Below are 14,151 nucleotides of genomic sequence, written 5' to 3'. Positions count from 1 at the left end.
TTCACCCCAATACCAGAGGAAGCAGTATGACATCCATCAAGCGACGTACCTTTTTAAAGGCAGTGGCGGGCACCGCGATGCTGCCTTATCTCAATATCAAAGCCAATGCTGCTGCCGACCGCGTATTACAGGTAGGGGTTTATAACTCGGCGCAGGGCGCGTTAATTAAGAAACAGGTGCTGCCCGAATTTGAGAAAGAGTACAACTGCCGCGTATTAACCACTGAAGGCGCAACTCTCGCCAATATCGCCGCGCTGCGCGCCACGAAAAAGAAACCGTTATTTAGCGTGATGTCGATGGACGATATCGGCATCCCGCAGGCGAAGGAAGAGGGGTTAATCGAACAGCTGCCGGTGGATGAGATCCCGAATCTGAAAAACGTCTTTGATCGTTATCTGCTGAGCGATCGCTACGGCGTCGGCTTCTCGGTGTCGATGGCGGGGCTGTTTATTAATCCGCAGGTGACGCAGCCGATTCAAAGCTACAGCGAGATTTTTGCGTCGAAATACGCGCATCAGATGATCCTCAATACACCGAAAAATACCCAAAGTATTCTGATGCTGATTGTTGCCGCCGCGCTGGCGACCGGTAAACCGTTGCAGGAAGCGCAGTATGAAATTGATAAAGGCTGGGAAAAACTCGCTCAGCTCAAAGCCAATGTGATGACGGTGTATGACGGTGAAGCGCAGGTGATGATGGTGGCGCAGAGCCAGGCGATGGTCGGCGGTATTGAGTACTCCAAAGCGATTTATCCGCATACCAAAAAAGGCATTCCGCTGGATATGACCTATCCCAAAGAGGGCGCATTTACCGGGATTAATGGTCTGGCGCTGGTAAAAGATGCGCCGCAGCGCGAGCTGGGATTGGCGTGGATTAACCGTCTGCTGGAGCCTTCGGTGCAGAAAATGCTGGCCGAAGTGACCCTCAGTGCGCCAACGGTACGCGGTATCGAGTTCGATGAGCAGACGCTGAAATACCTCGCTTATCCGGAAGACAAAATGAAAGCCCTTAACCTGTTTACGCCAGACTGGACTTACATCATTCCACGCCGCGCCGAGCTGCTGGAAAAATATAATCAGACATTTACCGGGTAAGCGATTATGCAGCGTTCTTTTGAAGTTCGTCTCGACAATCTGAGTAAGCACTACGGCAAGAGTGTCGCGGTTGATAATGTTTCGCTGAAAGTGAATGCCGGCGAAATTCTGGCGCTGCTGGGGCCCAGTGGCTGCGGCAAAACCACCTGTCTGCGTATGGTGGCCGGGCTGGTAGCGCCAACCACCGGCGATATCATGGTCGGCGGCCGGTCGATTATGGAAACGGCGGTGCACCGCCGGAATGTCGGCATGCTGTTTCAGAACTATGCGCTATTTCCGCATATGAATGTCGCCGAGAACATCGCCTTCGGCCTGAAGATGCGCGGTCTGTCGCGCAGTGATACCGCGCAGAAAGTGAAAAAAGCGCTGGATATGGTGCAGCTTGGACAGTATCACGATCGTCTGCCCGCCCAGCTCTCCGGCGGCCAGCAGCAGCGCGTTTCACTGGCGCGCGCGCTGGTAATCGAACCCGATATGTTGCTGCTGGATGAGCCGCTCGGCGCGCTGGATAAAAGCCTGCGCGAAAGCATGCAGCTGGAAATCCGTCAGTTACAGCAGCGGCTGGAACTGACCACTATTATGGTGACCCACGATCAGGATGAGGCGCTGACGATGGCCGATCAGATCGCGGTGATGCAGGGGGGGCGCCTTGAGCAGGTGGCTTCCGCCGCCGAGATTTACCAGAAACCGGCCACCGCGTTTGTCGCTGGCTTTATTGGCGCATCCAACTTTTTACCGGCGCGGGTGGTGCAGCGCCAGGCGGACAGCGTGCAGTTAATCTCGGCTTCCGGGGTGAATTTGTCGGTGGCGCATTGCCCGTCTGACGCTGAATCGGTGACGGTGACTCTGCGCCCGGAGGCGATTCGCCTGTCGCCTTATCAAAACGGCGCGCCATTACCCGGCCATAACGCGGTGACAGCGCGTATCTCGCAGGTGGTTTATCGCGGCTTTATGCTGCATTACAGCCTGAAGCTGGCGGGCGGTGAAGAGATGATGGTCTGGCAGCAAACCAACGGCAACGGCACGCTGCCGACGTTCAGTGTTGGCGAGCCGGTATTATTGCAGTGGGAGATGGCCAGTAACCATGTAATTGCGGCCTGACGGGCAGGCTGTTGCACCAGCGCGGTGCGGCAGCCGCAGATTCAGGCGGCGTTATTCTGCGTTAAGCCTTGATGTGAAAGCCTTATGGCTGAGTTGTCACCCCTGGCACTGTTATTGCAACAACCTGATTATATTTGGTTCTCAGGAAGTGGTTATGAATCTGCGTCGGCTGAAGTATTTTATTAAAATTGTAGATGTCGGAAGTCTGACACAAGCCGCCGATATCTTGCATATCGCCCAACCCGCGCTGAGCCAGCAACTGGCGACGCTGGAAGGGGAGGTGAATCAACAACTGCTGATCCGCACCAAGCGTGGTGTGACGCCCACCGAAGCCGGAAAAATACTCTATACCCATGCGCAGGCGATTTTGCGCCAGTGCGATCAGGCGCAGAGCGCCATTGATGGCTCGATGCTGGCGCTGTCCGGCAGCGTTTCCGTGGGACTGGCGCCGGGCACTGCCGCTCAGCAGCTGGCGTTGCCGCTGATGGAAGAGGTTCATCGCCAGCATCCGGGGATCGTACTCTATTTTAATGAGAATTTTGGTACTACCCTGAGTGAGCTGATTATGAATGGTCGCATGGATATGGCGGTGATCTATGGTAATCGCGAGATCCACGGCCTGCGCTTTATGCCGCTGATGAAAGAGAATCTCTGTTTCGTCTGCCCTGATAAGCTGGCCAGCCCGGCGAAGAGCATTACGCTGGCGGAAGTGGCGCGCTATGACCTGTTCCTGCCGCGCATCTATAACATTATGCGCAAAGTGGTGGACGATGCCTTTATCCATGAAGGTCTGGCCTATCGGGTGAAATGTGAAATTGAATCCCAGACTACGCTGAACGCGGCGCTGGCTGCCGGACTGGGTTGCACCATCATGCCGGAGTCTGCCGCGCTGGCGATGCTGAAAGCATCCAATGCGTGGATGGCCAAAATCGTCGAGCCGGAAGTGCAGGCGTCACTGTCATTCTGTATGTCGGATCATCTGCCGCTGTCGCAACCGGCGGAAGCGGTAAAAGCGATCCTGCTGGCGCTGATGTCAAAGCGCACGGTAGATAACCGACCACTGACCTTAGTGGGGTAATAAGTCTCCCTTATTACTGCAAAGCGAAACCCTCTTACCTGGCGCGGAGAATGACACGATAGAGTGTCATTAACACTTCGACAAACCTGACGTTTGTCAGTCTCTTCGGCGGGATAAATATGCAAAACAAATCATTAGCGTTACGCGATTTGCGTAAGATCGCACAAAAAATGCGTGCTTCGGGGCTGGGGTGCATTGAATTTGGCGGCGACAACTACCGTGTGCGCCTCGAATATGCGCCGCAAGCCGCGCAGCTGATGCCGATTACTGCCGGTGCCAGCGCGCCCGAAAGCCCGGTGCTGGCCGACAGCGCGGCGCTATGTGCGCCAATGCCCGGCACCGTGCTGTTGCAACATCCCGCCAATGGTCTGCCGTTTACCTCGCCAGGCGCTGAAGTGCAGAAAGACGCGATGCTGGCGCTGCTAAAAGTGGGTTTGATCTATTTACCGCTGCGCAGCCCGGTTACCGGCGTGGTGGAGTCGCTGCAGGTGGCGCAGGGAGAGTGCGTGGAATATGGCAGCGAAATTATGTTGTTACGCAACGCGGAGCTGGCGGCATGAAATATATCGATCTGAATGCTGATATTGGCGAAGGCTTTGGCGACTACCAGATTGCTAATGACGCCGCCCTGATGCCGCGCATCACCTCCGCCAATGTCGCCTGCGGTTTTCACGCGGGCGATGCGGTGATTATGGCGAATACCGTGGCGATGGCGAAGGAGAACCAGGTTGATCTCGGTGCGCATGTCGGCTTTCCCGATTTGATGGGGTTTGGTCGCCGCCGCATGCAGATTGAGCCTGAGGTGATGGCCCATTACGTCACCTATCAGCTTGGCGCCCTGTCGGCTTTTGCCGCCGCCGCCCGTTATCCGCTGACGCATATGAGTTTTCACGGCGCGCTGGGCAATATGGTGTCGGAAGACGCCGCGCTGGCGCAAGTGCTATTGCAGGCGGTGAAGCATTTCGACCCGAATATGATTATCAGCACCATGTCAGGCAATGCGGTTGAGCGTGCGGCGCGCGAGCTGGATCTGCCGGTGGTCTGCACCTTCCTCGCCGATCGCGCCTATGAAAGTAACGGTCTGCTGGTCAGCCGCGCGAAGCCGGGTGCGGTGATCCATGATATCGCGCAGGTTCGCGCCCGCGTGCGCCAGTTTCTAAGCGAGGGAACGGTACAAACCATTGATGGCGCAACCCTGACGGTAAATGCTTCCTCGATTCTGGTGCATGGCGATAACCCGGAATCCATCGCGCTGGTGGATATCCTGCGCGAGATTATCGCTGAACTGGCTATCCCGTTGCTGCCGCCATCACGCCAGCTGCGCCAGCATACATGGGAAAGCACGGTGTTATAAGTCACCCTTATCGCCTCACACCGTTTATGTCTTATACCGGTTGGGGATAACTGGATAAAGTCAGATTACAAATCCAAATCGGCAACAATAACTGAGCCGATGATCCATCTACAGGAGAGGCAAAATGCCATTTGCAGATTATAAAACCGCATTGGTTACCGGAGCATCAGCTGGAATGGGCGAAGCCATTGTTGAGCGCCTTTGTCAGGAAGGGATTACGGTGCATGCGGTGGCGCGCCGTGAAGAGCAATTAACCGCGCTGGCGGCACGCACCGGCTGTATTCCGCACGCCATTGATGTCAGCGATCTTGATGCCCTGACGCGTCTGTGCAAAGAAATTAAGGTCGATATCCTGGTGAATAACGCCGGTGTCTCGCGGCCGGGTTCTATTTTAGATGCCGATGAAGAAGCGATTGATACCCAGGTGGATGTCAATCTGCGCGCGGTGCTGCATCTTTGCCGCCTGCTGGTGCCAGGGATGATGGAACGCGACTGCGGCCATGTCATCAATATCACCTCGATTGCCGCTATCTATAACTTCAATGGCAACTCCATTTATCACGCCACTAAAGCGGGCGTCCATGCGCTTTCACGCCAGCTGCGCGTGGATTGCTATGGCAAGCGCGTGCGGATTACCGAAATTTGTCCGGGCCGCGTGGCGACTGAGATCTTCGGTAATGTGCTGGGCGACCAGGAAGAGGCGCGTCGCCGCTTTATCGATGGCTTTGAACTGCCGCAGGCGAAAGATATCGCTGACTGCGTCGCCTTTGCCCTGTCGGCGCCAGTGGCGGTGAATATCGGCAATATCGAGATTACGCCAACCTTGCAGGTGCCCGGTGGGCTTTCCACCATGCGTCCCGGCGATCGCGCTGAATAATCATGGTTAACCACAGAGGGGTGAAACGATGACACTCGATTTTAGTGCCGTCATGACCGGCCAGTTTGGGCAGATGATCGTCGATGGTACGGTAGTCACCCTGAAGCTTGCATTAGGATCCTGGCTGCTGGCGATGTTTATCGCTCTGTTGCTGGTGGTGATCCGCTTAACCGAGAAACGCACCGCGGTATGGCTGGTCAAGGCTTATGTCTCCTGGCATCGCAATGTGCCAACCCTGGTGCAGTTAATGGTGTGGTATTTCGCCATCCCGACCTTGTTACCGGAAGCGGCGCAGATGTGGATCAATGACTTCGACGCCGAATTCCTGTTCGCCATGTTTGCGCTGGGTCTGTGCCAGGCGGCCTATTTCTCGGAAGATATTCGCAGCGGTTTACGCGCCATTCCTGATGGTCAGAACGAAGCGGCGCGTGCGCTGGGCATGGGTTATGTACGCGCCATGCGCTCGGTGATTTTACCGCAGGGTATTCGCAATGCGCTGCCATCACTGCTGAACCATACGGTGTTGCTGTTTAAAAATACCAGTCTGGCGATGGTGATTGGTGTCGCCGAGTTAACCTATGTCACCCGCGATATTGAAAACAAAACCTTCCGCACCTTTGAGTCTTACCTGGTGGCATCCGTCGGCTATCTGTTCTTTTCACTGCTGTTGATGGCTGTCGGTGCGCTGCTGGCGCGTCACTTCCAGCGCGCTTACGCGAGGTAATCCGATGTCTGATATCTTCACGATTCTGCATGATAACGGCATGCTGTTTCTGATGGGGCAGTATCCGAACGGGGCGCTGGGCGGCATTCTCTGTACCCTGTTGATCTCATTGCTGGCGGTGCTGTTTGCCTTTCCGATTGGCGTATTGCTGGGTCTGGCGCGCCTGTCGCCGTATCGCTGGCTGAGCTGGCCGGCGGCATGCTGGGTGTATCTGCTGCGCGGTATCCCGTTGTTAATGGTGGTGTTCTGGACCTATTTCTGTGTGCCATTATTAATTGGCCACAATATCAGCGGCTTTACCACCATGCTCTGCACGCTGGTGATTTATGAGAGTGCGTATATTGCGGAGATCGTCCGCGGTGGCATTCAGGCGCTGCCGGGCGGGCAATATGAAGCCTCGCGCGCACTGGGCATGAGTTATATGAAAACGCTGCGGCTGGTGATTTTACCGCAGGCGCTGTACAACACGCTGCCAAGCCTGGTCAGCCAGTTAGTGTCGATTATTAAAGACAGCACGCTGGGCTACGTGATTAATGTGCCGGAGCTGACCTATGCCGCCAACCAGGTCAATAACCAGTTACTGACCAAACCTTTCCAGGTGTTTGCCATTGTGGCGATTGGTTATTACATCATCTGTTTCAGCCTTACCTGGCTGGCGAATAAACTTGAAGAACGTATTGCGCGTAAGCGTCGTAATGATGGCCCGGAAGGGAACACTGCGGCAAAAGCCATGCTACTGACCAATACTCAATCGCAATAAGGATCGATAATGAGACCAATGATATTGTTCAATCAGGTCAACAAGTGGTATGGCGAATACCAGGCACTGACCGATCTGAGTGCTGAAATTAAAAGTGGCGAAGTGGTGGTGGTTTGCGGCCCTTCAGGTTCCGGTAAGTCGACCTTAATTCGCACCGTTAATCGCCTTGAGCCAATTGAGCAAGGGCAGATCCTGTTTGATGGCATTGATATTCACGGCACCAGCACACGCCTGAATCAATTGCGTACCCGCATTGGTTTTGTGTTTCAGAGTTTCAACCTGTTCCCGCACGTCTCGGTGATTGAAAATATTATGATGTCGCCGATCAAAGTGCTGGGCGTAAAACGTTCCGAAGCGCGCAGCCACGCCGGTGAGTTACTGGAGCGTGTCGGCTTATCGCATAAGGCCGATGCTTATCCGGCGCAGTTATCCGGTGGTCAGCAGCAGCGCGTGGCGATTGCGCGGGCATTAGCGATGAAGCCGCCGGTGATGCTGTTTGATGAACCCACGTCGGCGCTCGATCCGGAAATGGTCGGTGAAGTGCTGAATGTGATGCGCGGTCTGGCGCAGGAAGGGATGACCATGATGTGCGTGACCCATGAGATGAACTTTGCCCGCGAAGTGGCGGACACTATCTGGTTTATGGATCAGGGGCAGATTCTGGAGAAAGCGGCGCCTGAGCGTTTCTTTACCAATCCACAGCATGAGCGTGCGAAGCGTTTTCTTAGCGATTTGCGCCAGCATTAAGCTTAGTTACAGCCAGTGCGATTGCATATCTCAGAAATATTCCAGGGGAGCCGTTCCCGGCTCCCGTATAATCGCCTATGGTGTAAACTATCAGCCCGGGCGGCGAGAACGCCGCCCCTGGATAAAGCCACGCCTTATGACAATAAATTAAAATCGGACAACAAGCAGATGGATATGCATAACGAAACGGAAAAAAAACTTCTGGATAGCGGATTTAGCGTAGATGAAGTGTTAAAAATAACACAGAGCATAAAGGACAGAGAGGTAGTGAATGATAGTAGTATAAACAAAGAGATCAATGCACTAAGTGGTTTTTTTAAAATGGTGATTGGTCTTTTTTTATTTATATTGATAATAATGTTTTTTGATTTGTTTATTTCAAATCAGTTATCTTTCCCGCAGGTGGCGATAAGATTAGTCGTTGCTGCTTTTATCCTTTTTGCCGCTAATTTAGTATTGCCGCTTAAATTGGGTATTAAAGCATTCAGGTATATGAAGCGGAATAAAAAAAATAAGATTTAATTATTTTAGTCATTGTTGTAAAGATCGCTGATGACTCTTATGGTGTTTCCCGCACCAATGATGTTGAGAGACAGGGCAGCTTTGCTCATGGTGTTTATTTTTCTGAAATAATCTGAGCTAACATAGTTATATAATCGCCAGGCTTCAGGTCTGAGGCTCAGGCTTAATATGCCATAAAAAGATGTAGCCATATCAACTGCATTGTATGCGATTAAACCAGATGAATGACTGAAACCAAAATAGTTAGCGGTTTTAATATAGGCTATTTTCATAAACCCTTCCGCTTCCTTATCTCCCATCAGCTTTTGCATGTTTTCAATAACTGTACTGGAACCATTAAGTACAATTATACTGGCAGTTTCAAGTAAGTCGTAACTTGCGGACTGCGCCAGGGCAGCGTAATATTGCCTGGTCCTTTCTCTTCCGCTGAAATAGATCTCCATAACTCCACTTCCTGTGTTGTTTGATCGGTTATTTGCAATGTAATATTGCATAAAGTGCATGTCTAATGATTTTTTAAAATAATTAGCTGGCGATGTTTCTATGCGTAATGTGATTATTTTTTTTGGGGTTAAAATTGGATGCAGCCAGTGCTGTTACATATCTCAGAAATATTCCACGGGAGCCGTTCCCGGCTCCCGTGGAACATCGGGCACGATGTTACCCCCAGGCACGGGCGGCGAGAACTCCGACCCTACGAAACCACGTGGTGTTTGTGCATAGCCAGTTTCATCGGATTAACAATTTAAATACAATAAATAAAATTGCATTATTTTAGGGCACCACATTAAGTTATTCACCAAATAAGTGCGGTGTTTGTTGTTTTTATGAAAATCCGTTAATTTTAAAAAATCGTTAATTTTGCTGTTAAATTTCGCATTTTATTTATTTTTCGGTTTTTTATTTCAATAAAAATGCTGAATGGCAGTTATTATCGCTAATTTATTGGCTGTGTTGACAATAACACAGCAATCATTAATATCGACTGAAAACGAGGGTTATATATTTAGTCTGTTTAATTAAAAATCCATTTAATTAATCTTTCTCCTTATCGGTGAGGGTAATAATGAATATCAAAAAGCCTTATTTATTATTTCTGGGAGATGCCCACGATCAGTTAGCTGCCAAGGTGGCGATTGGCATTAAACAATGGCATCCGGAATATTGTATTGGCCAGTACCGAATGGAAGGTTGTCATGCTGACTGCGATCTACCCGATATGGATATCGGCGCCGCGCGTGCCGCAGGGGCGCAAACGCTGGTGATTGGGGTGGCCAATCGTGGAGGCATTATCTCAGAACAGTGGATTACCGTTCTCAGCGCGGCGCTGGAAAGTGGTATGGATCTCGCGGCTGGCTTGCACAATCGGTTATCGGATGTACCGCAACTCAGGGAACTGGCGGCAAAACTGGGACGTTCACTGTTTGATGTACGCCATCCTGCGCAAACCTATCCAGTAGCGAACGGCCGCAAACGCAGCGGGAAACGCCTGTTACCGGTCGGCACCGATTGCTCCTGCGGCAAAATGTATACCGCGCTGGCCATCGAAAAAGAGATTCTGTCGCGCGGCGGTAACGCGACATTCCGTGCTACAGGGCAAACCGGGATTCTGATTAGCGGCGCCGGGGTCAGTATCGATGCGGTAGTGTCCGATTTTGTCGCCGGCGCCGTTGAAACGCTGGCGCCAGCCAGTGACGAAAACCACTGGGATGTGATTGAAGGTCAGGGTTCGCTGTTCCATCCCTCCTTTGCCGGGGTAACCGCCGGTATTATCCACGGCGCTCAGGCGGATGCGCTGGTGCTTTGTCATGAACCCACCCGTAAAACCATGCGCGGCGTTGAGTACCCGATCCCCGATTTAGCCGCCTGTATGGCGCTGAATCTGACCATGGCCAGGCTAACCAATCCACATGCGCGGTTTGTCGGTATCTCAGTGAATAGCGCCGCGCTAAATAAAGACGAAGCACTGCAATTCATGGCCGATCTTGAGCAGCAATTTGCGCTGCCGGTGGTGGATCCCTTCCGTCAGGGGGTGGGGCGTATTGTTGATCAACTGGGAGGGTTGTAATGCAACGTCTGGTTTATGTTGATGGCGAGTATGTTCAGGAGCATAACGCGAAGATATCGGTATTCGACCGGGGCTTTCTGTTTGCCGATGCGGTTTATGAAGTCACCGCAGTGGTGAATGGCAAACTGGCTGAGTTTGATGGTCACGTTGAGCGCCTGCAACGATCCTGCCGTGAACTCTCGCTGACGTTGCCGGTTACCCCGGCGGAACTGAAGAGCATTCACCTGGCGCTTATTGCGCAGAATAAGCTGACGGAAGGCGCGATTTACCTGCAGCTGAGCCGGGGCAATGCGGGCGATCGTGATTTTTACTTTCCCGGCGCAGAGGTTAAACCCACGCTGGTAATGTTTACCCAGGCGCGCGCCATTATTGATAATCCTAAAGCAGAAACCGGCCTGCGGGTGGTGACCTGCCCGGATATTCGCTGGCATCGCCGGGATATTAAAACGGTTGGCCTACTGGCGGCCTGTATGGCGAAAGAGTATGCCCATCATCATCATGCCGACGATGCTTTTATGGTCGAAGATGGCTTTATTACCGAGGGAAGTTCCTGCAACTGCTATATCGTGCTGCATGACAATACCGTGGTCACTCGTCCGTTGAGTCACGCTATTCTGCACGGAATTACCCGCCATTCGCTGCTAAAGCTCGCCGCCAGTAACCATATCAAACTGGAAGAACGCCTGTTTACGCCGCAGGAAGCCTTGCACGCCAAAGAGATCTTTATCAGCTCGGCGACGACTTTTGTATTACCGGTGGTGGCATTAGATGGCGTCACTATTGCTGATGGTAAACCGGGCGTGATCACTCGTCGTTTGCGTGAAATCTATATCAGTATGGTGGAGTAGCAGGTTGCTGTTTAACAAACGCAGAAAAGCAAAAAACCAGCCGGAGGCTGGTTTCTTTAAAGATGGTGCCCGAACCCGGAATCGAACCAGGGACACGGGGATTTTCAATCCCCTGCTCTACCGACTGAGCTATTCGGGCAACGGGGCGCATTAAACCGTAAAGGCCGTCTGGCGTCAACGGCTTTCTGTGAAAAACACGCCAACTGCCTGATTTTTATTCAGCCAGAGTGAATCTTAATCAGGTGAGGGCACCATTTTTGCGACACAGGGCAAAACGTAGCACATCTTCCGCCAGTTGCCGTGCGGTAGCGACATCCTGCACTTTACGTTTTACCAGCAGCCGGCTCAGGCAACCTTCCAGAATTAACTCCATCTGTTCCGCCACCAGCGCGGGATTATCCGTCTCCAGATCACTCAACAATTGATGGGTGTACTCCCAGGAGGCGCGTTTTTGCTGTTCGGCCAGCTGGTGAATCGGATGGTCGGTCTGTGGATAGAAACTGCAGGCGGCGATAAACAGACAGCCAGGAAAGCGGCCATTATTCACTGACTCTTCCAGTACCTTATAACGTGCCAATAGCTTATCTTCAGCATTTAGCGTTTCATCCAGCAGCAGCTGACGGCGCCAGCCATCGATCTGCTGACCATGAAAACGCAGGGCGTCGTACAGCAGGGCATTGCGATCGGGCCAGAAGCGCAGTAGCTGTTCTTCGCTAAGGTCCACGTCGCCAGCCAGCATCGTTAATGATGTGGTCGCTGCCAGTCCGTTCTGCTCAAGCACGTTTAGCGCATGCTCGAGTACTTGTTCACGTTGCAAGTGAAGCTCCTCTTGAATGCGTGTTTCTCATTTAGCGCGCGACTTTCTGCACATGGGCAGCAAAGGTAGCGGCATTCATATAACCCGTAATGCGTGAATCCGGGATCTCATTACCGTTGGCATCAAAAAAAAGGATAGTCGGTAATCCCAACACCTGTAAACGCTGCAGTAACGCGCTGTCATTGCTGCTGTTGCGCGTGACATCGGCTTGCAGCAGCTGTAGCGGCGCCAGGAAGCGCTGCACCTGAGGATCGCTGAAGGTGTACTTCTCAAACTCTTTACAGGCAACGCACCAGTCGGCATACAGATCGAGCATACTGACTTTAGCCTGATTGTTTTGCAGCGCATGACTCAACTCTGCGCTACTGGTGATGCGGGTGAAGTTAACATGTGCGGCGTTACTGGCACTCTGCGGCGCACCAAATGCCCAGTCCTGTAGCGGACGCACGCTGATCAGCGCCGCCAGCAGCAGCAGAAGCTGCAATGCTCGCAGCCAGCCTTTAGCTGAACGCAGACTGATAATAAATGCCCAGCCAAAGAACGCGACGCCCAGCAGGCTCCACAGACGTAATCCCCACGCTTCGCCTGTCACCCGCTCCAGTAAAAATACCGGTAGCGCCAGAATGACAAAGCCAAAAGCTTCTTTCACGGTTTGCATCCACGGGCCGCTTTTTGGCAGCAGTTTATTGCCAAACAACGTCACTACAATCAGCGGCAGTCCCATACCGAGGGCATACATATAGAGCGTTCCTGCCCCTGCCAGCATATTGCCGCTCTGGGCGATATACAGCAGGATGGCGCTCAGTGGCGCGGTGGTGCAGGGCGAGCAGATTAAACCCGCCAGCGCCCCCATCAGCAGTACGCCCGGTAGCGAGCCGCCTTGCTGGCGATTGCTCCACAACGTCAGGCGGGTTTGCAGCGCAGAAGGCAGCTGCAGGCTGAACAGGCCAAACATCGACAGCGCCAGCAATACAAACAGCGCCGACAGGCCGATCAGCACATAAGGATGTTGTAATGCCGCCTGAAAACGCAGCCCGGCGGCGGCGACCACCACGCCCATCAGGGTGTAGGTCAGCGCCATCCCCTGCACATACACCAGCGCCAGCGCCAGCAGACGCGCGAAGGAGAGGCGCTGGCTGCCGCCGAGAATAATCCCGGAGATCAGCGGATACATCGGCAGCACACAGGGGGTAAAGGCTACGCCGATACCAATCAGCAGTGCCCACAGCGGCGAGAAGGGCAGTTTGCTCACCGGCGCGATGCTGGCCGGTGCATGCTGGCTATTACCGGCGGCAGGCGCTGCGGTGCTTACCGCCACTTTGCTCAGCGGAATATCGCGGCTTTCCGGCGGATAACAGAAGCCGGCAGCGGCGCAGCCCTGATAAGTCACGCGCACCGTGGCATCGCCGTCGGCCTGTAACAGGGTCAGCGGCAGGGTGATATCGTCAGGATAGATCTCGGTTTTGCCGTAGAACTCATCCTCATGGGCTTTGCCGGGCGGCAAGGTATAAACCGCCAGCCGGGCGGCATGCGGCTCGATGGTAATCTGCTGGCGATACAGGTAGTAGCCGGGTTTTACCTGCCAGCTAAGCGTTAGCTGATTCGCTTGCTGACTGAAATCAAAAGCAAATGCCTGATTGACCGGCACAAACTGGCTGTTGCCCTGTTGTCCGAACAGCGAGGCATTGGCCTGCAGGCTGAACAGGCCAATGAACAGAATAAAAACTAACTTAACGATGCGCTGAGCCATGACAGGTATTCACTCTCTCCATGTTGTACGGGCAAAACCAGCAGTTCCGGCGTCTGGTAAGGATGTGCGGCTTTCAGTAAATCAATCAGCGCCTGCTGATGAGTGACATCACTTTTCAACAGCATCTGCACTTCGGCAGTCTGCTCGAGTTTACCTTCCCAGTAATAGAGTGAGGTGGCGCCAGGCAGCAGGGTGACACAGGCGGCAAGCTTAGCCGCCAGCGCCTGCTCGGCTAACTCCTGGGCACTATCTTCATCCGGTGCGGTGCAGAGCACCACCACAGCAGTGGACGGGTTCATAAGGCACTCCTTCAGTGATATCGGCAGACTATAACATGAGCGGTTTGCGCAGGCTTTTTCAGGATGTAAATAGCGGCGACGGATGTTCCCTCACCCGCGTTGTCGGGGAGGG

At 53.2% G+C, this 14,151-nt stretch carries 16 protein-coding genes and 1 tRNA gene; 12 read left to right on the top strand and 5 right to left on the bottom strand.

All coding sequences use genetic code 11. The annotated features are described in order from the left end of the window. The first annotated feature begins 26 nt into the window (after positions 1 to 26). The 10 genes from N5923_RS13640 to N5923_RS13595 all read left to right on the top strand — a co-directional run bounded on the left by N5923_RS13640 (position 27) and on the right by N5923_RS13595 (position 8,257). The gene (locus tag N5923_RS13640) at positions 27 to 1,094 is read left to right on the top strand and encodes an extracellular solute-binding protein (RefSeq protein WP_267141538.1); all 1,068 of its coding nucleotides are present in this window, start codon (positions 27 to 29) and stop codon (positions 1,092 to 1,094) included. A gap of 6 nt (positions 1,095 to 1,100) precedes the next feature. Continuing rightward, positions 1,101 to 2,195, top strand: coding sequence for an ABC transporter ATP-binding protein (locus N5923_RS13635; protein WP_267141539.1), 1,095 nt, complete (start codon positions 1,101 to 1,103; stop codon positions 2,193 to 2,195). 154 nt (positions 2,196 to 2,349) lie between these two features. Next, positions 2,350 to 3,273, top strand: a complete 924-nt coding sequence (gene nac / locus N5923_RS13630) for a nitrogen assimilation transcriptional regulator NAC (RefSeq protein ID WP_267141540.1) — start codon at positions 2,350 to 2,352, stop codon at positions 3,271 to 3,273. 119 nt (positions 3,274 to 3,392) lie between these two features. Beyond that, on the top strand, positions 3,393 to 3,833 hold the full coding sequence (locus N5923_RS13625) for an acetyl-CoA carboxylase biotin carboxyl carrier protein (RefSeq protein ID WP_267141541.1): 441 nt from the start codon (positions 3,393 to 3,395) through the stop codon (positions 3,831 to 3,833). Further along, positions 3,830 to 4,627, top strand: coding sequence for a LamB/YcsF family protein (locus N5923_RS13620; protein WP_267141542.1), 798 nt, complete (start codon positions 3,830 to 3,832; stop codon positions 4,625 to 4,627). Before N5923_RS13625 ends, N5923_RS13620 begins: the two co-directional genes overlap by 4 nt. Positions 4,628 to 4,751: 124 nt before the next feature. Further along, entirely contained in the window at positions 4,752 to 5,504 is a 753-nt protein-coding gene (locus N5923_RS13615; RefSeq protein WP_017798943.1) for an SDR family oxidoreductase, read from the top strand. Between the two features lie 28 nt (positions 5,505 to 5,532). Continuing rightward, a complete protein-coding gene (locus tag N5923_RS13610; protein ID WP_267141543.1) occupies positions 5,533 to 6,228 on the top strand; it encodes an amino acid ABC transporter permease in 696 nt (231 codons plus the stop codon). Between the two features lie 4 nt (positions 6,229 to 6,232). After that, positions 6,233 to 6,988, top strand: coding sequence for an amino acid ABC transporter permease (locus tag N5923_RS13605; protein ID WP_267141544.1), 756 nt, complete (start codon positions 6,233 to 6,235; stop codon positions 6,986 to 6,988). A 9-nt stretch (positions 6,989 to 6,997) separates the two neighbouring features. Continuing rightward, entirely contained in the window at positions 6,998 to 7,735 is a 738-nt protein-coding gene (locus tag N5923_RS13600) for an amino acid ABC transporter ATP-binding protein (RefSeq protein WP_323372703.1), read from the top strand. A gap of 174 nt (positions 7,736 to 7,909) precedes the next feature. Next, the gene (locus tag N5923_RS13595) at positions 7,910 to 8,257 is read left to right on the top strand and encodes a hypothetical protein (protein WP_267141545.1); all 348 of its coding nucleotides are present in this window, start codon (positions 7,910 to 7,912) and stop codon (positions 8,255 to 8,257) included. Between the two features lie 5 nt (positions 8,258 to 8,262). Here N5923_RS13595 and N5923_RS13590 read toward each other — a convergent pair whose 3' ends face one another. After that, on the bottom strand, positions 8,263 to 8,700 hold the full coding sequence (locus tag N5923_RS13590) for a DUF4225 domain-containing protein (RefSeq protein ID WP_267141546.1): 438 nt from the start codon (positions 8,698 to 8,700) through the stop codon (positions 8,263 to 8,265). 623 nt (positions 8,701 to 9,323) lie between these two features. On the opposite strand from N5923_RS13590, the gene dgcN reads away from it, so the two are divergent. Together dgcN and N5923_RS13580 are read left to right on the top strand one after the other, a co-directional pair. Continuing rightward, positions 9,324 to 10,325 carry an N-acetyltransferase DgcN gene (gene dgcN / locus N5923_RS13585; RefSeq protein WP_267141547.1) on the top strand — a complete coding sequence of 334 codons (1,002 nt, stop codon included), beginning with the start codon at positions 9,324 to 9,326 and terminating at the stop codon, positions 10,323 to 10,325. Next, positions 10,325 to 11,173, top strand: coding sequence for a D-amino-acid transaminase (locus N5923_RS13580; protein WP_267141548.1), 849 nt, complete (start codon positions 10,325 to 10,327; stop codon positions 11,171 to 11,173). Before dgcN ends, N5923_RS13580 begins: the two co-directional genes overlap by 1 nt. A gap of 63 nt (positions 11,174 to 11,236) precedes the next feature. Here N5923_RS13580 and N5923_RS13575 read toward each other — a convergent pair. From N5923_RS13575 to cutA, 4 genes are all read right to left on the bottom strand, one after another. Continuing rightward, positions 11,237 to 11,312: transfer RNA gene (locus N5923_RS13575), tRNA-Phe, on the bottom strand. Between the two features lie 99 nt (positions 11,313 to 11,411). Continuing rightward, positions 11,412 to 11,990: a division control transcriptional repressor DicD gene (dicD, locus tag N5923_RS13570; RefSeq protein WP_267141549.1), complete on the bottom strand. Its 579-nt coding sequence runs from the start codon at positions 11,988 to 11,990 to the stop codon at positions 11,412 to 11,414. A 31-nt stretch (positions 11,991 to 12,021) separates the two neighbouring features. Continuing rightward, positions 12,022 to 13,740 (bottom strand): protein-disulfide reductase DsbD, encoded by a 1,719-nt coding sequence (locus N5923_RS13565; RefSeq protein ID WP_267145237.1) that lies wholly within the window; start codon positions 13,738 to 13,740, stop codon positions 12,022 to 12,024. After that, positions 13,716 to 14,039 (bottom strand): divalent cation tolerance protein CutA, encoded by a 324-nt coding sequence (gene cutA, locus N5923_RS13560; protein ID WP_267141551.1) that lies wholly within the window; start codon positions 14,037 to 14,039, stop codon positions 13,716 to 13,718. Before cutA ends, N5923_RS13565 begins: the two co-directional genes overlap by 25 nt. Positions 14,040 to 14,151: the final 112 nt, after the last annotated feature.

It is taken from the genome of Winslowiella arboricola (genome assembly GCF_025527015.1).
In the GTDB taxonomy this organism is placed as follows: Bacteria; Pseudomonadota; Gammaproteobacteria; order Enterobacterales; family Enterobacteriaceae; genus Erwinia; species Erwinia arboricola.
Note: the sequence above shows the minus strand (reverse complement) of the source record. Positions and strands in the feature narration are given on the sequence as shown.